Raw genomic sequence first — 19,065 nt, forward strand, 5'->3', positions numbered from 1 at the left:
ACCAGGTGGGCACCTAAGGGTACCGTGTGCTTTAATTGTTCTATAACTAGTAGATCAATGGGCGGAGGTTGGCTCGTGATCCTCAACGTCGACCTGACCAGCGACGTGCCGCTCTACCAGCAGCTGCGCGACCGGATCGTGGAGGCGATTGCGGCCGGCGTGCTGGCCGAGGGCAGTTCGTTGCCGCCGATCAGGGCGCTCGCGGCGGACTTCGGGATCAACTTCCACACCGTGAACAAGGCGTACGACCTGCTGCGGCAGGAGGGTCTGATCCGGCTCAACCGCAAGACCGGCGCCGTGGTGACCGTGACGGCCGCCGATGCGGCGTTCCGTGCGGACTGGTCGGCGCGGGCCCGGACCCTGCTCGCGGAGGCCGCCGCCCGGGGATTGCCGCCCGCCGAGGTGCTCGCCACCTGCCGGGCGTTGCTCGACGAATTCGACACCAGCGAGTCGGGGGAGACGAAATGACCGTTGCCATCCTCGTGAGCGCCGCCCTGTCAGCCCTGGTGCTGGTACTCGCGCTGCTCATGCCCGCGTTCAACAGCCGGACGGTGCCGTTCGGGGTGCGGGTGCCGGCCGCGCGGGCGACCGATCCGGCGGTGCTGGAGCAGACGCGGCTCTACCGGATTCGGGTGATCGTCAGCGGCGTCGTCGCGGCCGGGATCGGCATCGCGCTGTTCGCCGTGACCGCCGAACCGCTCCTGCTGTCCCTGTCGGTACTGCTCCTCGTGACCGCCTGGTACGCCTGCTTCTTCCTGGCCAACCACGGCATCCGCGCGGCCAAGGCGGCCGGCGGCTGGTACGACGGCGTGCGGCAGGGCATCGCCGTCGACACCTCGCTGCGCACCGACCCGCCGCGGTTCCCGTGGGCCTGGCTCGTCCCGGCGCTGCCCGTGGTGGCGGCGACGGTGGTGATCGGCGTGCTGCGGTACCCGTCGATGCCGGAGTCGCTCGTCATGCACTACGCCGCCGACGGCACCGCCGACCGCGTCGCCGCCAAGTCCGTCTGGACCGCGTTCTCGCTGGTGTTCGTGCAGGCCGGGATCACCGCGCTGCTCGCGGGCATCGCGGCGCTCGTGGTGCGCGGCCGGGCCGACCTCGATCCGGCGCGACCGGCGGGATCGGCGCGGTGGCACCGGCGGTACACGATGCTGAGCGCGAAGGCCCTGCTCGGCCTGACGGCGGCGATCGACCTCGGGATGCTCGGCAGCTCGCTGATCATGTGGACCGGCACGGTGGCGCGGTGGTCGGCGCTGGTGATCGTGGTGCCGATCCTGGCCGCGGTCGCGGTCACCGTGACGATCCTGGCGCGCAACAACCGCGACCGGTCCGAGGGCGAGGACACCGGCATGGTCCACCGCGACGACGACCGGTTCTGGCGCGGCGGCCTGTTCTACGTCAACCGCGAGGACTCGGCGCTGATGGTGCCGCGCCGGTTCGGCATCGGCTGGACGCTCAACCTGGCCAACCCGCGGGTCCTCATCCTGCTGGCCGGCATCGTCGCGGTCGCCGGCGTCCTGGTCACGATCCGGTGAGCTGGACACGGGGATAATACTGAGTATGCTACTCCGCATGATATCGAGTGTGGAGTCGCGGTGAGCATCAAGCACGCGCTGCTGGCGCTGCTCAGTGAGGGGCCGAAGTACGGGCTGCAGCTGCGCGAGGAGTTCGAGGCGCGCACCGGCGAGGTGTGGCCGCTGAACATCGGGCAGGTCTACACCACCCTGCAGCGCCTGGAGCGCGACGGCTTCGTCGAGTCCGACGACGACGCCGAGCCGGGGCCGCAGAAGGGCTTCCGGATCACCGACGACGGCGCCCGGGAGCTGGACGGGTGGCTGCGCACCCCGCCGGACCTCGCCTCGCCGCCGCGGGACGAGCTCGTCATCAAGATCCTCGTCGCGGTACGGCTTCCCGGTGTCGACGTGCACGCGGTGATCCAGGAGCACCGGCGGTACATCGTGGAGCTCATGCAGCAGTGGACCCGCCTCAAGGACGAGGAGGGCGAGGTCGACCTGAGCCTCGCGCTCGTCGTCGACGCGGAGCTGTACCGGCTCGACTCCGTCGTGCGCTGGCTGGACACCGCCGACGGGCGGCTCAAGCGGGCCGCGCTCGAACCGCCGGCCGAACCGAGGACCGCCGCCCCGATGATCCGGCGCCGCGCGGGGGCGCGCCGATGAGCGGGGTGCTGGAGCTGCGCGGGGTGTCCAAGACCTACCTCGACGGCGCCGACGAGGTGCACGCGCTGCGGGAGGTCGACCTCACCGTCGAGGCCGGCAAGATGGTCGCCGTCATGGGACCCAGCGGCTCGGGCAAGAGCACGCTGCTCACCATCGCCGGCGCCCTGGAGACCCCGACCAGCGGCGAGGTCCTCGTCGGCGGGCAGCCGCTCTCGGCGATGTCCCGCGACGACCGGGCCCGGCTGCGGCGGCGGGCCATCGGGTACGTGTTCCAGGACTTCAACCTGCTGCCCGGCCTCACCGCCGCCGAGAACGTCGCGCTGCCCCTCGAGCTCGACGGGACGAGCGCCGGCAAGGCCCGCACCGCCGGGCTGGCCGCCCTCGACGGGCTCGGCCTGGCCGACCGCGCCGACCGCTTCCCCGACCAGCTCTCCGGCGGCGAGCGGCAGCGGGTCGCGATCGCCCGGGCCGTCGTCGGCGACCGGCGGCTGCTGCTGGCCGACGAGCCCACCGGCGCCCTCGACTCGGCCAACGGCGAGGCCGTGATGAAGATGATCCTGGCCGCCTGCAAGCACGGCGTGGCCGCCGTCGTCGTCACCCACGACGCGCAGCTGGCCTCCTGGGCCGACCGGGTCCTGTTCATCCGCGACGGCCGCGTCGTGGACCGCACCGCGCCCCGGCCCGGCCCGGACTCGCTGCTGACCGGGGAGCCCGCCCGATGAGCCTCGCCCTGCAGGACCGGCCGCTCGACCTCGGCACGGGCAACGGCGGCATGCCGGCCCGCCGCGCCGTGATCCGCTGGGCGTGGCGGCTGTTCCGGCGCGAGTGGCGCCAGCAGGCGATCGTCCTCGCCCTGCTGCTGTTCGCGGTCGCCGCCACCACCGTCGGGCTCGCCATGGCCGCCAACGCCCCGTCGGAGGCGTCCCGGTTCGGCACCGCCGACCACCTCGTCACCGTCAACGGCACCGGCGCGCGGGCCGAGGCCGACCTCGCCCAGCTGCGCGCCAACTACGGCACCGTCGAGGTCATCGAGCACACCAAGCAGATTCCCGTGCCGGGCAGCGCCAACGGCATCGACCTGCGCGCGCAGGACCCGAACGGGCCGTACGGGCGCTCGATGCTCCGGCTGGACCAGGGCCGCTGGCCGCAGGGCCCGGCCGACCTCGCCGTCACCGAGCGGGTGCTGCGGCTGGCCGGCCTGCATGTCGGCGGCACCTGGACCGCCGCCGGCCGGACCTGGACCGTCGTCGGCGTCGTGGAGAACCCGCTCGACCTGAACGAGTCGTTCGGCCTCGTCGCACCCGGACAGCTCGGCGCCGCCGTCAACCGCGTCGACGCGCTGCTGCGGGTGCCGGATGAGCAGTACGTCGCCAAGCCCCGCCCCGACGGCCTGTCGACCCAGCGCCGCAACCAGGAGACCGACCCGGCCACCGTCGCGGTGCTGATGCTCGCCACGATCGGGCTCGTCTTCGTCGGCCTGCTGTCCGTCGCCGGGTTCCACGTGATGGCCCAGCGGCGGCTGCGGGCGCTGGGCATGCTCGGCGCGATCGGCGCCGGCCACCGCCACGTCCGGCTCGTCCTGCTGGCCAACGGCCTCGTCATCGGCGCCGCCGGCGCGGTCACCGGGGCGGTCGCCGGCTTCGCCGGCTGGGCCGCGCTGGGACCCGTGTTCGAGCCGCTGCTCGGCCATCGCATCGACCGGTTCGACGTGCCCTGGGGGCCGCTGCTGATCGCCGTGGTCCTGGCCACCGCGACCGCGGTCGTCGCCGCCTGGTGGCCGGCCCGCTCCGCCGCCCGCATCCCGGTCGTCGCCGCGCTCTCCGCCCGCCCGGCCCTCCCCCGCCCGGCGCACCGGTTCGCGCTCGCCGGTGCGGTGGTGCTCGCCGCCGGGATGACCGGGCTGTACCTGTCCCAGCAGACGAAGGTCCCGTACATCGTCGGCGGGGTGCTGCTCACCGCGCTCGGGCTGCTGCTGCTCGCCCCGATCGGGATCGCCACGATCGGCGTCCTGGCCCGCCACGCGCCCCTCGCGCCGCGGCTGGCCATGCGCGACCTGGCCCGCTACCGCGCCCGCTCCGGTGCCGCCCTGGCCGCGATCGCCCTGGCCATCGGCATCGCCACCATGGTCGCCCTGAGCTCCGCGGTGACCGTGGCCCGGAACGCGGCGCCGACCGGCGGCACCATCCCGGCCGACCAGCTGATCGTCTGGCTCGCGGCCTCCGGCATGACCGGTCCGGTACCGTCCGTCAGCGCCGCCGAGCTCGAAGGCTTCCGCAAGCAGGCCGACGCGATCGCCGCCGACCTGCACGCCACCGTCCTGCCCCTCGCGGGCGGCGTCGACCTGAACCAGCCGGTCGAGCGCGACACCGGCGGCCGCCCGCTGGCGGCCCTGGGCGTCCGCCACGTCACCGCGGACGGCGGCGCGACGTACAGCGGCAGCGAGATGGTCCCCCTCTACATCGCGACCCCGGAAATGCTGACCCACTACGGCATCGACCCGGCCACCGTCGCCGCCGACACGGACGTGCTCACCCCGCGCGCCGACCTCGCCGGCTACGACGTCATCCCCGGCCGCGACCGCACCTGGCAGCCCGTCCTGCAGCACGTTGCGCTGCCCGACTTCCGGTCCTTGCCCAACGTGCTGCTGACCCAGCACGGCATGGCCAAACTCAACCTCTCCACGGTACCGACGGGATGGCTCATCGACGCGCCGGCCAAACTGACCGCGGCGCAGGTCGACCACGCCCAGCAGTCCGCGGCCGCCGCAGGCTTGTTCGTCGAGTCCCGGCCGACCGGCGCCGACCAGACCCGGCTGGCGGCCTGGTTCACCGGCGCGGGCATCGCGGTCGCACTCGGCGTGCTGGCGATGACGGTCGGGCTGATCCGCAGCGAGACGGCGCGCGACCTGCGCACTTTGGCCGCCGCTGGAGCCCGTCGCCGCACCCGGCGCGCGTTGACGGCGGCGACCGCTGGTTCGCTCGCGCTGGCGGGCGCCGTGATCGGGATCGCCTGCACGTACCTGGCGGTGCTGGCCTGGTACCACCGCGAACTGCACTGGCTGGCGCATCCGCCGCTGCTCAACCTGGCCGCGCTGCTCGCCGGGCTGCCGGTGGTGGCCTACCTCGGCGGGTGGCTGCTGACCGGACGGGAGGGGCGGTTCATCGCCCGCCAGCCCCTGGACTGACGGTGGCCGGCGTGAGCCGCTCGGCAAGGGACATCGCCGTCGCCGCGTCGTCGGTGACGGGCAGTTCGCGGCCCTCGCCGACGGCCTCTGCGCCGGAGTGGACCGAGTCGAACAGCACCACCGGCCCGGCCACCGGCCAGGTCACCGACTCGGTCCACACCGCCTGCGGCAGCACGTCCGCGACCAGCGCCTCGAGGTCGGCGTCCTCGTCGACGGCGATCGCGAGCAGCAGCACGCCGAGGCGGGGCAGGTAGGTGGTGCGCGCCTCACGGGCGAGCACGAGCGCGGGCGCCCCACCGACGTCGATCACGCCGAGATAGCCCTCCACGGCGCACGCGCGGCCGTAGTCGCCCTCCTCGTCCGGGTACGTCGGTGGCACGCCGCCCCAACGCTCGCGCACGGACTCCGGCACCAGGATCAGCGGGCCGCCTGCGGAGCCGACCCAGGCGTGCTCCACCCGGCGGCGGTTCCGGACCTGGTCGGCGTACTCCTCGCCGGCCACCGCGAAGTTGACCCACCGGTCGGGGGCGGCGTTCGTGAGCCGCTCGGCGAGGGACATCGCCTCCGCCTCGTCCCCGGTCACGCCCAGTTCGCGGCCCTCGCCGGCGTAGTCCTCGTCGACCGGGTCCAGCGAGATGAGGTTGGCGAGGTCGCGGACCCGCTCGTCGTCGGGGTCGCGGACGGTGTGCAGCGAGACGCGGTACCGCCCGCTCATGGGGCTGATCGCCACCCACCGGATGGCCGGTTCGCCGTCGACGTCGGTGTGGCCGAGGAACTGCTCGATGCCGTTCCCGCGGCGCAGGGCCCCGATGGCGAACTGCCGGGTGAGGTGACGCATGCGCAGATCGTAGAAGGCCGCCCGGAACCTGCGGAGCGTCCGAGGCGTCTCAGGCATCGTGGACGCGATGAGGGGGCGGTTCGGGGTGTTGAGACGGATGGCGGCCGTGGTGCTGGTCGGGCTGCTCGCGGTGCTGGCCGGGCCGGTGTCGTCGGCGTGTGCGTGCTCCTGCGCGCCCGCGACCGAGCAGGAGCAGCTCGACCGGGCCGCGTTCGTGTTCGACGGCGACGTGCGCGCGATCGAACGGCTCGATCCGGAGGCCCGCGGCGACTACCCGCTGGCGGTGCGGCTCGTGGTGCGAGCGGTCCACAAGGGCGACCTGGTCGGGCCCGGCGGGCAGATTCTCGTGGGCAACTCCGACAACGAGGCGTCGTGCGGCTACACGTTCGAGGCCGGCGAGCGGTACCGGGTCTACGTGACCCCGCAGGGCCCGCGGTTCGTCACGAGCCTGTGCGCCGGCAACCGGGAGCTCGGCCCCGCCACGACCGACGATGCCGCGTGGTCCTCAGTGCCTGCTTCGCGGGCCGTCGGGGCCCTGCCGCGCGACGGCGGCGCCTCCCCGATGACGCTGACGCTCATCGCGGCCGGCGTGACCGCGGCCGCCGCCGCCGGGGTCGTCGGGATCCTTCGGCGGCGGCGCCGATCCCCGGGGACCGGCGGTCAGCGGACCAGGCCGCTGTCGTAGGCGGCGATGACCAGCTGGGCGCGGTCGCGGGCGCCGAGCTTGGCCAGCAGCCGGCTCACGTGTGCCTTGGCCGTGGACAGCGTGACACACAGCCGTGCGGCGATCTCGGCGTTGGACAAGCCCTGGCCGACCAGTTCCAGGACCTCGCGCTCGCGGGGCGTCGTGCCCTCCAGGACCGTGGCGCCCCGCCGGGCCTTCTCCGGCCGCCGGGTGAACTCCTCGACGAGCCGCCGGGTGACCGACGGGGCCAGCAGCGCCTCCCCGGCCGCGACGACCCGGATGCCCGCGAGCAGGTCGGCCGGCGGCGTGTCCTTGAGCAGGAAGCCGCTCGCCCCGGCCCGCAGCGCCGCGAAGATGTACTCGTCGACCTCGTACGTCGTCAGCATGAGGACCCGCACCGCCGCCGTGTCCGGGGCCGACGTGATCCGCCGGGTCGCCTCGATCCCGTCGCAGCCGGGCATCCGGATGTCCATGAGCACGACGCCGGGCGCCTCGGACCGCGCGAGCGCCACCGCCTCGTCGCCCGTCGCGGCCTCGCCGACGACGAGCATGTCCGGTGCCGTGTCGACGAGCAGCCGGAAGCTGCCTCGCACCAGCGCCTGATCGTCGGCGACGACGACCCGGATCGTCATCCCCGCTCCCCGCTCAGCGGAAACCGCGCCCACACCAGGAATCCACCGCCGGGCTGCGGCTCGGCCCGCAGCCGGCCGCCGTACATGGCCACCCGTTCGTGCATGCCGACCAGGCCGTGGCCGCCCTCGCCGCCGCCCTCGCCGCCGCCCTCGCCACCGGACCCCCGGCCGCTGTCCGTCACGGTCAGCTCCACCGCCGCGTCGCTGAAGGTGACCGTCAGCGCGCAGGCGCCGGTCGACGCGTGCTTGATGACGTTGGTGACGGCCTCCTGGGCCACGCGGTAGACGGCGAGCTCGAGCCCGGCCGGCAGCGTCCGCCGCGACCCGCGCACGTCCAGCGCGACCTCCACCCCGGCCGTGCGGGCCCGTTCGACCAGGCCCGGCAGGTCGGCCAGGCCCGGCGCCGGGGCCAGATCACGCCCGCGGTGCTCGCCGTCGTCCCAGGACCGCAGCGTGCGGAGCAGCCCGCGCAGCTCCGCGAGCGCGCCCCGGCTGATCTGCTCGATCGACGCGAGGGCCCGGGCCGCCTCGTCGGGACGCTGCTCGATCACGTAGTTGGCCACGCCCGCCTGGACGGCGATCAGCCCCATGGTGTGCGCGAGCACGTCGTGCAGCTCCCGGGCGATCGCCAGCCGCTGCCGGGCCTGCTCCTCGCGGGCCGCGTACTCCTGCTGCTCGCGCCGCACGGCGGTGTAGGCCCGCTGCCGGCCCACGGCGAACCCGATCCCCCAGCCGAGGGCCACCAGCGCGACGTCGCGCACGATCGCCGCGGTGCCGGGCCCGGGAGCGCCGCCGCCCAGGAGCGGGCCGGCCACGAGGACGGCCGCGGCGCCGGCGAGCCAGCGCGACGCCTCCCGCATGGGCAGCCGCAGCGGGATCAGGTACATGGCGAACGCGACCGGCACCGCCAGGCCCGGATAGTGGCCCGTCGCCGCCGCCACCGCCCACCCGATCGCCAGGCCCGCCACCACGGCGCGCGGCCACACCCGGCGCAACCCGGCCGCCAGTGCTCCGGCCACCACCATGATTCCAGCGCCGACGGTACCGCCCAGCTGCACCACGGCCACGCCCAGCAGCAGCGAGCACAGCACGTCGATCGCGACCCAATGCACCGTCCTCAACCGGAGCAACGCCGGCGCGGCGGACACCTCCATGGCGTCAACGTAACGCAGACCGGCCCCGGAGCGCGTCGGACCACGGGCTGACGCCGGATGTGTACTCCAGACCAATGTCCGGCCCCGCAACAACAGCACCGTGGCCCGACGACAGAACCCCGGCCGACGACGACGATGAACGCCATCCCCGACGCGAAAGGAGCAAGCGACATGACCGCGGCGATCGAAGCACGACACCTGACCAAGCGGTACGGTCGCCGCGCGGCGCTGGCCGGCTGCACGCTGAGCATCCCCGCCGGGCGCGTCGTCGGCCTGGTCGGCCCGAACGGCGCGGGCAAGAGCACCCTGCTCAACCTGGCCGCCGGACTGCTGACCCCGACCGGCGGCACGCTCGACGTCCTCGGCGGCCGCCCCGCCGAGCGGCTTCCCAGGATCGGGTTCGTCGCCCAGGACACGCCGCTGTACTCCGGGCTGTCCGTCGCCGACCACCTGCGCATGGGCGCGCACCTGAATCCGGGCTGGGACGACGACCTCGCCCGGCACCGCACCGCGAAGGCCGGCCTCGGTCCGCGGCAGAAGGCCGGCCACCTGTCCGGCGGCCAGCGCGCCCAGCTCGCGCTGACCCTGGCGGTGGCCAAGCGCCCCGAACTGCTGCTGCTCGACGAACCCGTGGCCGCCCTCGATCCGCTGGCCCGCCGCGACTTCCTCACCGGCATCGCGGAGTTCACGGGCCAGGGACCCGGCCGCACCGTGGTGCTGTCCTCGCATCTCGTCAGCGACCTGGAGCGCGTCTGCGACTACCTGGTCGTGCTGTCCCGGTCCGAGGTCCGGCTCGCCGACGAGACGGCGCGGCTCACCGCCGGCGGGGCCGACCTGGAAACACTCGTGCTCGCACACCTGACCGGCGATACGGAGGTCCTCTCGTGATCTGGATGACGCTGCGCCAGTTCCGGGCCCAGGCACTCACCGGCGCCGTCGCCGTCGTGCTCGCGGCGGGCGGGCTGCTCCTGCTCGGTACCGACATCCGCAAGTCGTTCAGTGCCACGCTCGCCGGCTGCGTGGCGGCCGGCTGCAACCCGGACGCCATTGCCGACTTCACCGGCCGGTACGACGCGATCGTCACCGTCGCCGGTGTCCTGCTCATGGCGGTGCCGGGGCTGTGCGGCATCTTCTGGGGAGCGCCGCTCGTCGGCGCCGAGCTCGCCGCGGGCACGCACCGCCTGGCCTGGACGCAGAGCGTCGGCCGGAGCCGCTGGCTGACCGTGAAACTGCTCGTCGTCGCCACGGCGACGGCGGTGGTCACCGGCACACTGGCGGCGCTGCTGCGCTGGAGCGTCGCGCGGTACGACCTCGTCGAGGCCGACCGGTTCGCCCCGATGGTCTTCGGGGCCCGCGGCATCGTGCCGGTCGCCTGTGCCGTGTTCGCCTTCGCCCTCGGCACCGCGGCCGGCGCCCTGCTGCGGCGCCCGGTCCCGGCGATGGCCGTGACCCTGGCCGGTTTCGCCGCCCTGCAGTTCCTGGTCCCGCTGGCGCTCCGCCCGCACTTCGCCCCGCCGGTCACCGGCACGATCGCGCTGGACTCGGCCGCGGTCCGCAACGCCGACAGCATCCGCACCACCGGCGACGACCGGCTCCTGATCACCGGTGTGTCGCTGCCGAACGCCTGGGTGCTCGACGCGACCGAGGTCGTCGACGCCCGGGGTGAGCCGCCCAGTCCCGCGGTCCTCGACGCGTGCATCACCCCGGACCGGTTCCGCACGACGCTGACCTGTTTCGCCCAGCGCGACCTGCACGTGACCGCCACCTACCAGCCGGCCGACCGCTTCTGGCCGTTTCAGCTCGCCGAGTCGGGCCTCTACCTGGCGCTCGCCGGGCTGCTGGTGTGGTCCTGCTACCGCCAGGTGCGCCGGGCCGCAGCGTGAGGAAGCCGCCGCGCGGGAAAGCTGCCGCGCGGGGAAACCGCCGCGCGAGGAACCGCCGCGCGAGGAACCGCCGCGCGAGGAAACCGCCGCGCGAGGAAACCGGGTCAGGAGGCCGCGTCAGGAGATGTCACGGCGGCGCAGCAGAGACGTTCCCGCAAGGGCCGTCACGACGCCGTAGCCGAGCAGCACGGCGGCGCCGACCCACTGCGGCGGGCTCTGGTCGAACGTCTTCGTCGGCGAGATCATGACGGTCGAGGCCACCGACGGGACGATCACCTGCGCGGAGAGGATCCAGTCCCGCTTGATGACGTAGGTGTACAGCAGGTCGAACACCCCGCTCGCCGCGGCCGCGCCGACCAGGTACAGCACCGTCGCGGCGACGGTCGCGGTGAGCTGGCTGCGGATGAGTGCGCCGAAGCCGATCCCGAAGACGGCCCAGATCGCGTACGCGGCCAGGTTGAGCAGGATCGCGCGCACCACACCCCACTGGTCCAGCTGAGGACCGTAGCCCTCGCCGCCGAGGAAGATCGCGCCGGCGGCGACGGCGAGTGCGGTCGAGACGAGCCAGGAGGCGGCGGCGAGGATGACGGCCGTGACCAGCTTGGCCGCCACGACGGCGCCGCGGTGCGGGGTGAGCAGGAAGGTGGTGGTGGCGGTCTGCTGGTGATACTCGCCGGTGATGAGCACGACACCGAGCAGGCAGGCCAGCAGCACCCCGATGAGCTGACCGGCGGTGAAGATCGTCGCGGCCTGGGTGACGGCGCTGTGGCCCAGGTCCCACTCGCCGCGCAGGCGGTTGAGGAACTCGGGCGGCATCTGCGCCACGTTGCGGCCGTGGGCGTGCAGCGCGACGAACTGGTCGAACGGCTGCAGGAGCTCGTGCGCCTGGACCAGGTCGACGGCGAGCACCACGCCGGTGCTGATCAGGGTGGCGGCGGCGAACAGCCACCAGAGGCTGGTGGTGCGCAGCTTGAACAGCTCCGCGCGGACGAGCTGGGTCATCGGATGGCCGCCTTCGCCTGGGTCAGGTCGAGGAACACGTCTTCGAGGTCGGGCTGTTCGGTGATCAGCTGGTGCAGGGCGACGCCGGCGGCGAGGGCCGCGTCGCCGACCGCCTCGGCGGCCACTCCGGTGACCCGCAGCCGGTTGGGGCCCGTGTCCTCGACGGCCGCGCCGAGCTCGCGCAGCGCCGCGCCGAGCTTCTCCGGCTCCGGCGTGCGGGCGTGCACCCGGGTGTCACCTCCCACGGAGCGCAGCACCTCGCCGACCGGGCCCTGGCGCATCAGCTTCCCGGCCGCGACGATGACCACGTCGTCGGCCAGCGCCTGCATCTCCGACAGCAGATGGCTGGAGACGAGCACCGTGCGCCCCTCGGCGGCCAGGCCCTGCAGCAGCTCCCGCATCCAGCGGATGCCCTCCGGGTCCAGGCCGTTGGCGGGCTCGTCGAGGATCAGCACCCGCGGATCGCCGAGCATCGCGGTGGCGATGCCGAGCCGCTGGCGCATGCCCAGCGAGTAGCCCTTGAAGGTACGGTCCGCGGCGGGGAGCAGGCCGACCAGGTCGAGCACCTCATCGGCCCGCGCCCGGGGCAGCCCGGCGGTGATGCAGCACGCCCGCAGGTGGTTGCGGCCGGTGCGGCCCTTGTGCGCCGAGGACGCCTCGAGCACGGCGCCCACGACCCGGGCCGGGTCGGTCAGCTCGGCGTAGTGCCGGCCGCCGATGGTGGCCGTCCCGGCGCTCGGCGCGACCAGGCCCAGGAGCATGCGCAGCGTGGTGGTCTTGCCGGCGCCGTTGGGGCCGAGGAAGCCGGTGACCCGGCCGGGCTCGACGGTGAACGACAGGTCGTCCACCGCTGTCACGCTGCCGTACTGCTTGCGCAGTCCGGACACGACGATCCGAACGTCGTCCATGCGACACCCCTCAAACGCGCCGGTTGACGCCGCGCATCGTCGCGCCGCGATCCTGAGAGCGCGTTGAGAGCCGCAGCGCCGCCGGGCGTCAGGGGCGCTTCGCGTCCTCCTGCACCCGGGCGCGGGCCATCAGGCCGAGGAGGATCGCCAGCAGCACGAGCGACGACCCGAGCGTGCCGAGCGCGAGCCCGCCCTTGGCCGCCGGCTTGGTCAGGAAGTCGCCGGCCGTGGCACCCAGCGGGCGGGTGAGCACGAACGCCAGCCAGAACAGCACGACGTTCGGCACGGCCGGCACCCACTTCAGCGCCAGCAGCACCACCAGCAGCCCGGTGATGAGCAGTGCGCCGCCCGCGTAGCCGAGGCCGGAGCTGTCGGAGAGGAAGTCGCCCATCGAGGTGCCGAGCGTGTTGGAGACCAGGATCGCCGCCCAGAACAGCGCCTCGCCGCGGAACGTGTTGATCTCGCCGATCTGGAAGGTGAGGCCGGTCGCCTTCCAGATCGCGAAGATGGCGAGCAGCAGCGAGATCAGGATCGCCGCGCCGGTCGGGTACCCCAGGCCGAGACCCTGCGGTCCCCACCCGAGCGACTGCGCACCACCCGACAGGTACGAGGTGTCGCGGTTCATGAAGTCGGACATCGTGGTGCCGGCCATGCTCGTGGACAGGATGACCGTCCAGTAGAAGAACGGGTTGTACCGCCGGGAGCTCAGCTGCACCACGAGGGTCACCACGAACACCAGGAACAGGGCGATCGTGGTGAGGAAGTAGCCCAGCCGCAAGGTTTGCGCGAACAGGTCCCCGGCCGTCTCGCCGAGCGTCGTCGCGGCGACCTTCATGACCCAGAACGCGAGCGTGACCTCCGGCAGTTTCTTCGTGGCGTACATCAGCCCGAGCATGCGGACCGCACGGCGACGGGCGGGGGCGATTGCGGCAAATCGCACCCGTATATCCCGCTTTCAGCGCGGTCTCAGGAACGGTCCGTCACCATGGACGACCGTCAGTCGTACCGCACCGCCTCATACCGCGTCAGCCGGTCCGCGAGCGTCAGCGGCAACGCCGTCAGCACGACCGCCACCGCCAGCTCGAGCAGCATGGTGAGCAGGTAGTCGCGGCCGGGCGGCGACCAGTGCTGCCCACTGGCCGACGCGATCGCGGCCCCGGCGCCGGTCCCGGCCGCGCACCCGACGGCGAGGGTCGCGGCGAGCGGCACCGCGGTCTCCAGCAGGACGGTGACGCGCAGCTCGGCGAGCCGCACCCCGGTGGCCCGCAGCAGCGCGAACGGCCGGCGCCGCTCCGTCAGCCCGGCCACGGCGGCGACGGCCAGGCTGCAGCCGGCCACGACGATCACGAACAGCAGCGCCAGCCGCAGCCCCTGGTCGAGCTCCCGCAGCTGCCGCGTGTCGAGCTCGACCTGATCGGTGCGGGTGCTGGTCACCGCCCCTGGCAACGCCACCGCCACCATGGTCCGGACCCGGTCCTCAGAAGGCCCGGCTTCGACGTAGAGGGCGTGCACCGGCCCGTCTGTCGCGGGCGGGGCCAGCGCGGTGATCCCGCGCAGCCCGGGTGGCGGCAGTCCCGCGAACGACGGCGCGTCGCACCGCACGTTGACCACAGTGGACAGTTCCGCGCAGGAGACGGCGACGGTACCGGGTGCGGCGCCGCGCACGACGACGACGTGCCCCACGGTCGCCAGCGCCGACGTCAGCTCGGCCACCCGCGCCGGGGACTGCCCTTCCGCCAGTACCTCCACGATGCCCGGCCGCAGCTGCGCCCCCTCCAGGGTCTTGGCCCCCGGATCGGCCGACACGCCGGCGAAAAGGCTGGTGACGAACGCGGCCAGCACGACGCCCGCGATGGCCCGGAACGTGGTGCTCGGGTCGGCGGCCATCCGCCGCGCGGCCAGCAGCGGCGCCGCCCGTCCGCCGGCCCGGGCCAGCACCCGCGCGGCGAGCATGGTCGCCCAGGCCCCCGCCACCACCAGCCCCAGCAGCGTGAGCACCAGCGACCCGGCCGTGAGCAGCAGCGCCGGCGTCCCGTTCGCGGCGACCAGACCCCCCGCCCGCAGCACCGCAAGAAGCGCAAAACCGAGCAACCCCAGCATCGGTACCGCAACCCGCCACGCCCCCGGCCGCCGGCGCCGCACCGCCCGGGCCACCCCGAGCGGGCCGAGCCGCACCCGGTGCAACGCGGTCAGCGTGCTGGCCACGACGAGCAGCGGCACCCCCACCAGCACCGCCGCGAGCTGCGGCGGCGGGGCCGCCACGTCGGCCGCGACGAAGTGCAGCCCGTCGAACGTGACGAGGGCGGCGACCGCTGGTCGCAGCGCCGCGTACCCGGCCCAGCCGGCCAGCACCCCGCCCACCGCCGCCATCCCGGACTCCGTCGCCGCCATCCAGCCGACCTGCCCGGAGGTGGCGCCGGTGAGCCGCAGTGCCGCGAAGCGCTGCTCGCGGCGGGCGGCCGCGACCCGCGTGGTCATGGCGACGAACACCACCACGGGCACCAGCAGCGCGAGCGCGGCGACCAGGAGCATGACCCGCAGGTACCCGTTGACGAGAATGCCCGGGGAGCCGGCGGCGATGCCGTGGATCTCCACCGCACCCGCCGCCCGCAGCACCCCGGGATCGGCGCCGACGACCGCGACGAGCTCGTCGGGGCTGCTCAGCCCGGCCGCGCCGATGCTCGCCGCGACCCGCCCGGGCATGCGGTCGCCGAGCTCGTCCGGGGCCGTACCGTCCAGCATGGTCCGCAGGGCCGGGGAGACGGCCACCTCGCCCGGCCCGGGCAGCCGGTCGAGACCGGGCGGCACCGGCGGGCGCGGCCCGAGGGCGGCGACGTGGACGCGCAGCACCGGCCGGCCGCGATAGTGGTCGTACACCGGCAGCCAGAGCGCGCCGTCAGGCGCGGTGGCGGCGGTGGACGGGGTCGTGCGCTGCCACGCGGCCCGGTGGTCGCGGCCCTGCAGCGCCGGCAACGCGGTCAGGGCGAGCAGCAGCAGCGCGACGCCGACGGCGACCCCGGCGGTCATGACGGCCAGCCTCGCCGCGGCCTCGCGCCCGCCGCTGAACGCCAGCCGCACCCCCAGCACCAGCCAGTTCACGCCGCCACCGCCCGGCTCGCCCGTCCGTCGCGGACCGTGATGCCCCGGTCGGCGTACGCGGCGACCCGGGCCTCGTGGGTGACCACGACGACGCTGGCGCCGCTCTGCCGGGCCGCGTCGACGAACAGCTCCATCACCTGGTCGGCCGCGACCGAGTCCAGGGCGCCGGTCGGCTCGTCGGCGAAGACCACCTCGGCCCCGGCGACCAGGGCGCGGGCGATCGCGACCCGCTGGCTCTGGCCGCCGGACAGCTCGCCGGGCAGGCGGCGCTCCAGGCCCTGCAGCCCCAGCCGCGGGAACCAGGCCGCCGCCGCGGTCAGCGACGCGCGCCGCCCGGCCCCGGTGAGCAGCATCGGCATGGCCACGTTCTCCACCGCCGGCAGCTCCGGCACCAGCTGGCCGAACTGGAACACGAAGCCGAAGCGGTTGCGCCGCAGCATCGTGCGCTCGCGGTCCGACATCCGCTCCAGGTGCCGCCCGGCGTAGACGACCTCGCCGCGGTCCGGGGTGAGGATGCCGGCCAGGCAGTGCAGCAGCGTCGACTTGCCCGAGCCGCTCGGGCCGGTGACCGCGACGATCTCGCCCGGCTCGACGGCGAGGCTCGCGCCGCGCAGGGCCTCGGTCACCCCGAACCGCTTGTGCAGATCGCGGGCCTCGATCAGCGCGGTCACGACGCGGCCCGGAGCGTGTCGAGGCGACCGGCCGCGTGCTCGATCCAGCGCAGGTCGGCCTCGAGGTGGAACAGCTGGTAGTCGGCGAGCAGCGCGCCGTGCGGGCCGGCGCCCCGCCGGGCGGTGGTCAGCTCGCGCATCCGGGCCAGGTGGCGATCGCGCTGTGCGTCGAGGTACTCCCCCGCCGGACGCCCGGACATGAGGGCGAGCTCGACCTTCACGAACAGCACGGCGTGCAGCTGCGGCTGCGGCTCCTCCGGTTCGGCGAGCCAGCGGGCCAGGTCGGTGACGCCGGCCTCGGTGATCGCGTACTGCTTGCGGTCGGGTCCGGCGCCGGGCTGGGTGCCCGCCTCGACGATGTGCCCGTCGCGGACGAGCTGGGCCAGGATGCGGTACACGTGGCCGACGCGCAGCGGCCGGGTGCCGCCGAAGTGCCGGTCGTAGGCCTGCTTGAGGTCGTAGCCGTGCCGGGTGGAGTCCTCGAGCAGGCCGAGGAGGGCGTAGGGCACCGTCATGCCGGCCACTATAACCATTGGGTATACCCGTTGGATATACCCGGGCGGCGGCATGATGGCGGGCGGACGGGGCATCAACCGCGCATGTCGCAGCTGCTCGTCACCTCGTACGGCGACCCGCGCCGGTCCATCGCGCTCGAGCGCGCCCCCAGCCCGCCCCTGGGCAGCGAGGACATCCTCGTCGAGATGCAGGCCGCGCCGGTCAACCCGTCCGACTTCCTGCTCGTCAAGGGCGGCTACGGGCTGCGGCCCCAACTGCCGAGCCCGGTCGGCGGGGAGGGAGTCGGCCGGGTGATCGAGGCGGGCGGCCAGGCCGGCACCGGGCTCGTCGGCCGGCGGGTCGTCATCCTGCCCAACTACGAGCAGGGCACGTGGGCCGACCGGGTGGCGACCGACTACCGCAACGTCGTCCCGGTACGCGAGGACGGCGACCCGCTGCAGCTGGCCATGCTGCCGATCAACCCGGCCACCGCGTACCTGCTGCTGCGCAAGTTCGCCGAGCTCAGCCCGGGCGACTGGGTCGGCCTGGACGCCGCCAACTCCGCCGTCGGCCTGTGCGTCATCGCGCTCGCGCGGCGGCAGGGCCTGCGGACGCTCGGCATCGTGCGGCGCGAGACCGCCACGCGGGCCGTGCGGGACGCCGGCGCGGACCGGGTGGTCGTCGGCGGGGACGGCCTGTCCGAGCGGATCGCCGACGCCCTCGAAGGTGAGGAGCTCGCCCTGGCCCTCGACGCCACGAGCGGCCCGATCGTGCCCGAGCTCGCCGCGGCGCTGCGCTTCCGGGGCGTCCTCGTCACCTACGCCTTCGTCGAGGACCCGTCACCCGGCGTGCGGGCCCACGACCTGATCTTCAAGGAGGTGACGCACACCGGGTTCTGGCTGCTGAACTGGCTGCGGCACGCGTCCCGCAAGGAGATCGAGCGCACGTACCACACGCTCGACGACCTCGTCGCCAGCGGCGAGCTGTGCGTGCCGGTCGACGGCACCTACCGCCTCGACGACTACCACGAGGCCATCGACCACGCGATGACCCCGGAACGCAGCGGCAAGATCCTCTTCACGTTCACCTGAAGTCGGCGGCCGACATCCCCGCCGGGTGGCCGGGCGGCCACTGGACGAGCTCGATGCGGTACCCGTCGGGATCGGTGAGCCACGACGTGAACATCCCGTCCCCGTGATCCGCCGGCGGCTCGGCGGCGATGCCACGAGCGGCCAGCCCGGCGACCGTACCGGCGAGATCGTCGACCTGCACGACGAGGTGGTTGACGGCGCTGGTGTCGGTGACCGGCCGCGCCGGGTCGTGCACCAGTTCCAGGCTCACGAACGGGTCGCCGGGCAGCTGCAGCATCGTCAGGCTCCCGAACCCCGTCTCGGGCACGGCGCCGACCTGCTCGTACCCGAGCGCCGTGTAGAACGCGAGCGACCGCCCGAGGTCCGTGACCCGCAGGCCGAGGTGCAGCATCCGCATGCTCAGGAGCCTATGACCCGCGCGACGGTCGCCTTGTCGTCGGGGAGGAACTCGTCGTAGGAGTCGTCCCACTCCCCGACCCCGAAGGCGGCCCGCGCGGCATCGGTCACCGCGTTCGCGGTGGTCTGCGACCGGCTCGGCAGGGTCCGCGCCTCCTCCGGCGTCGCCTCGCGGAACACGCGGCCGAAATGGTCCACGATGACCGGAGGCGTGGTCGAGCCCCAGAACTTGTAGACCGGCCACGGCACGTCCGCCCGGACGGCGCGACGCTCGACGATCGGCCACTCGCCGTCGGCCAGGCAGTCCTCGAACGTGTTGGCCAGCAGCAGGATGTCGGCGCCGTCCACCGCGTCGAGGCTCAGCGCGTCGAAGACCACGACGAGCGTCCAGTAGTCGTGCTTCGCGACCACCTGGCCGTAGACCGAACGGACGCCGTCGAGCGGAATCCGGAACACATCGCCCTCGGCTGCGACGATCTTCCTGCGCCTGCCGGGCTTGGGACGGGCCGGCGGCGGCTCGGCGCGGCCCGTGTCGAGGTCGATCTCGTACCGCACCGCGTCCGGATCACCGGCCTCGCCGTAGCGCAGCGTGGCCCGGGCCGGCCGGTGCGGCAACGACCGCAGCACCGGCTCCACGGCGTCATAGAGCCGGTCGGCGTCCGGCCCGTAGAGGTAGACGGCGACCTGATCCCCACCGAACTCGTTGCCGTCCAGCTCCCCGACGTCCAGCCCGGCGAGCGCGGCCGTGAGCCGCTCCTGCAGTTCGTAGACGGCGGCCCGCCCGTCGGTCGTCCCGAACGGCCCGCCGGTCAACGCGTAGCGAACGATGACGGCGTCGGTCACCGGCCCA

The 19,065-nt window shown here is 74.0% G+C and carries 20 protein-coding genes; 9 read left to right on the plus strand and 11 right to left on the minus strand.

All coding sequences use genetic code 11. From position 1 onward, the window contains the following. The first annotated feature begins 75 nt into the window (after positions 1-75). The 5 genes from ACQPZ4_RS30175 to ACQPZ4_RS30195 are packed head-to-tail and all read left to right on the plus strand — an operon-like array spanning position 76 to position 5,361. Positions 76-468 (plus strand): GntR family transcriptional regulator, encoded by a 393-nt coding sequence (locus ACQPZ4_RS30175; RefSeq protein WP_433042679.1) that lies wholly within the window; start codon positions 76-78, stop codon positions 466-468. Further along, positions 465-1,535, plus strand: a complete 1,071-nt coding sequence (locus tag ACQPZ4_RS30180; protein WP_433042682.1) for a DUF1648 domain-containing protein — start codon at positions 465-467, stop codon at positions 1,533-1,535. The genes ACQPZ4_RS30175 and ACQPZ4_RS30180 overlap by 4 nt, the downstream gene beginning before the upstream one ends. A 60-nt stretch (positions 1,536-1,595) precedes the next feature. Beyond that, positions 1,596-2,177 (plus strand): PadR family transcriptional regulator, encoded by a 582-nt coding sequence (locus ACQPZ4_RS30185; RefSeq protein ID WP_433042685.1) that lies wholly within the window; start codon positions 1,596-1,598, stop codon positions 2,175-2,177. Then, on the plus strand, positions 2,174-2,899 hold the full coding sequence (locus ACQPZ4_RS30190) for an ABC transporter ATP-binding protein (RefSeq protein ID WP_433042688.1): 726 nt from the start codon (positions 2,174-2,176) through the stop codon (positions 2,897-2,899). The genes ACQPZ4_RS30185 and ACQPZ4_RS30190 overlap by 4 nt, the downstream gene beginning before the upstream one ends. Further along, positions 2,896-5,361, plus strand: coding sequence for an FtsX-like permease family protein (locus tag ACQPZ4_RS30195; protein WP_433042691.1), 2,466 nt, complete (start codon positions 2,896-2,898; stop codon positions 5,359-5,361). The genes ACQPZ4_RS30190 and ACQPZ4_RS30195 overlap by 4 nt, the downstream gene beginning before the upstream one ends. Here the strand turns inward: ACQPZ4_RS30195 and ACQPZ4_RS30200 are convergent. Then, positions 5,336-6,199, minus strand: coding sequence for an Imm21 family immunity protein (locus ACQPZ4_RS30200; RefSeq protein ID WP_433042694.1), 864 nt, complete (start codon positions 6,197-6,199; stop codon positions 5,336-5,338). The genes ACQPZ4_RS30195 and ACQPZ4_RS30200 overlap by 26 nt on opposite strands. Before the next feature lie 67 nt (positions 6,200-6,266). Between ACQPZ4_RS30200 and ACQPZ4_RS30205 the strand changes: the two genes are divergently transcribed. After that, complete coding sequence (locus tag ACQPZ4_RS30205) at positions 6,267-6,884, plus strand: hypothetical protein (RefSeq protein WP_433042697.1); 618 nt, start codon at positions 6,267-6,269, stop codon at positions 6,882-6,884. Here ACQPZ4_RS30205 and ACQPZ4_RS30210 read toward each other — a convergent pair. Together ACQPZ4_RS30210 and ACQPZ4_RS30215 are read right to left on the minus strand one after the other, a co-directional pair. Continuing rightward, positions 6,860-7,516, minus strand: coding sequence for a response regulator (locus ACQPZ4_RS30210; protein ID WP_433042700.1), 657 nt, complete (start codon positions 7,514-7,516; stop codon positions 6,860-6,862). The genes ACQPZ4_RS30205 and ACQPZ4_RS30210 overlap by 25 nt on opposite strands. Continuing rightward, positions 7,513-8,670 (minus strand): sensor histidine kinase, encoded by a 1,158-nt coding sequence (locus tag ACQPZ4_RS30215; RefSeq protein ID WP_433042703.1) that lies wholly within the window; start codon positions 8,668-8,670, stop codon positions 7,513-7,515. The genes ACQPZ4_RS30210 and ACQPZ4_RS30215 overlap by 4 nt, the downstream gene beginning before the upstream one ends. 171 nt (positions 8,671-8,841) lie before the next feature. Between ACQPZ4_RS30215 and ACQPZ4_RS30220 the strand changes: the two genes are divergently transcribed. Together ACQPZ4_RS30220 and ACQPZ4_RS30225 are read left to right on the plus strand one after the other, a co-directional pair. After that, positions 8,842-9,558, plus strand: coding sequence for an ABC transporter ATP-binding protein (locus tag ACQPZ4_RS30220; protein ID WP_433042706.1), 717 nt, complete (start codon positions 8,842-8,844; stop codon positions 9,556-9,558). Positions 9,559-9,563: 5 nt separating this feature from the next. Next, on the plus strand, positions 9,564-10,553 hold the full coding sequence (locus tag ACQPZ4_RS30225; protein ID WP_433066720.1) for an ABC transporter permease subunit: 990 nt from the start codon (positions 9,564-9,566) through the stop codon (positions 10,551-10,553). Positions 10,554-10,670: 117 nt separating this feature from the next. On the opposite strand, the gene ACQPZ4_RS30230 is transcribed toward ACQPZ4_RS30225, so the two are convergent. The 6 genes from ACQPZ4_RS30230 to ACQPZ4_RS30255 all read right to left on the minus strand — a co-directional run bounded on the left by ACQPZ4_RS30230 (position 10,671) and on the right by ACQPZ4_RS30255 (position 16,748). After that, complete coding sequence (locus ACQPZ4_RS30230) at positions 10,671-11,555, minus strand: ABC transporter permease subunit (RefSeq protein ID WP_433042709.1); 885 nt, start codon at positions 11,553-11,555, stop codon at positions 10,671-10,673. Beyond that, positions 11,552-12,463: an ABC transporter ATP-binding protein gene (locus tag ACQPZ4_RS30235; protein WP_433042712.1), complete on the minus strand. Its 912-nt coding sequence runs from the start codon at positions 12,461-12,463 to the stop codon at positions 11,552-11,554. The genes ACQPZ4_RS30230 and ACQPZ4_RS30235 overlap by 4 nt, the downstream gene beginning before the upstream one ends. An 88-nt stretch (positions 12,464-12,551) precedes the next feature. Beyond that, positions 12,552-13,346 (minus strand): COG4705 family protein, encoded by a 795-nt coding sequence (locus ACQPZ4_RS30240; protein WP_433042715.1) that lies wholly within the window; start codon positions 13,344-13,346, stop codon positions 12,552-12,554. A gap of 113 nt (positions 13,347-13,459) precedes the next feature. Beyond that, complete coding sequence (locus tag ACQPZ4_RS30245) at positions 13,460-15,562, minus strand: FtsX-like permease family protein (protein WP_433042718.1); 2,103 nt, start codon at positions 15,560-15,562, stop codon at positions 13,460-13,462. Beyond that, entirely contained in the window at positions 15,559-16,233 is a 675-nt protein-coding gene (locus tag ACQPZ4_RS30250; protein WP_433042721.1) for an ABC transporter ATP-binding protein, read from the minus strand. The genes ACQPZ4_RS30245 and ACQPZ4_RS30250 overlap by 4 nt, the downstream gene beginning before the upstream one ends. Next, positions 16,230-16,748, minus strand: coding sequence for a PadR family transcriptional regulator (locus ACQPZ4_RS30255; protein ID WP_433042724.1), 519 nt, complete (start codon positions 16,746-16,748; stop codon positions 16,230-16,232). Before ACQPZ4_RS30255 ends, ACQPZ4_RS30250 begins: the two co-directional genes overlap by 4 nt. An 84-nt stretch (positions 16,749-16,832) precedes the next feature. Here ACQPZ4_RS30255 and ACQPZ4_RS30260 point away from each other — a divergent pair, with 84 nt between their 5' ends. Next, positions 16,833-17,819, plus strand: a complete 987-nt coding sequence (locus tag ACQPZ4_RS30260; protein ID WP_433042727.1) for a zinc-dependent alcohol dehydrogenase family protein — start codon at positions 16,833-16,835, stop codon at positions 17,817-17,819. On the opposite strand, the gene ACQPZ4_RS30265 is transcribed toward ACQPZ4_RS30260, so the two are convergent. Next, the gene (locus ACQPZ4_RS30265; protein ID WP_433042730.1) at positions 17,812-18,216 is read right to left on the minus strand and encodes a VOC family protein; all 405 of its coding nucleotides are present in this window, start codon (positions 18,214-18,216) and stop codon (positions 17,812-17,814) included. The two genes, ACQPZ4_RS30260 and ACQPZ4_RS30265, sit on opposite strands and share 8 nt — an antisense overlap. Before the next feature lie 2 nt (positions 18,217-18,218). Continuing rightward, positions 18,219-19,058 (minus strand): hypothetical protein, encoded by an 840-nt coding sequence (locus ACQPZ4_RS30270; protein WP_433042733.1) that lies wholly within the window; start codon positions 19,056-19,058, stop codon positions 18,219-18,221. Positions 19,059-19,065: the final 7 nt, after the last annotated feature.

The organism is Dactylosporangium sp. CS-033363 (genome assembly GCF_050942475.1).
Lineage (GTDB): Bacteria > Actinomycetota > Actinomycetes > Mycobacteriales > Micromonosporaceae > Dactylosporangium.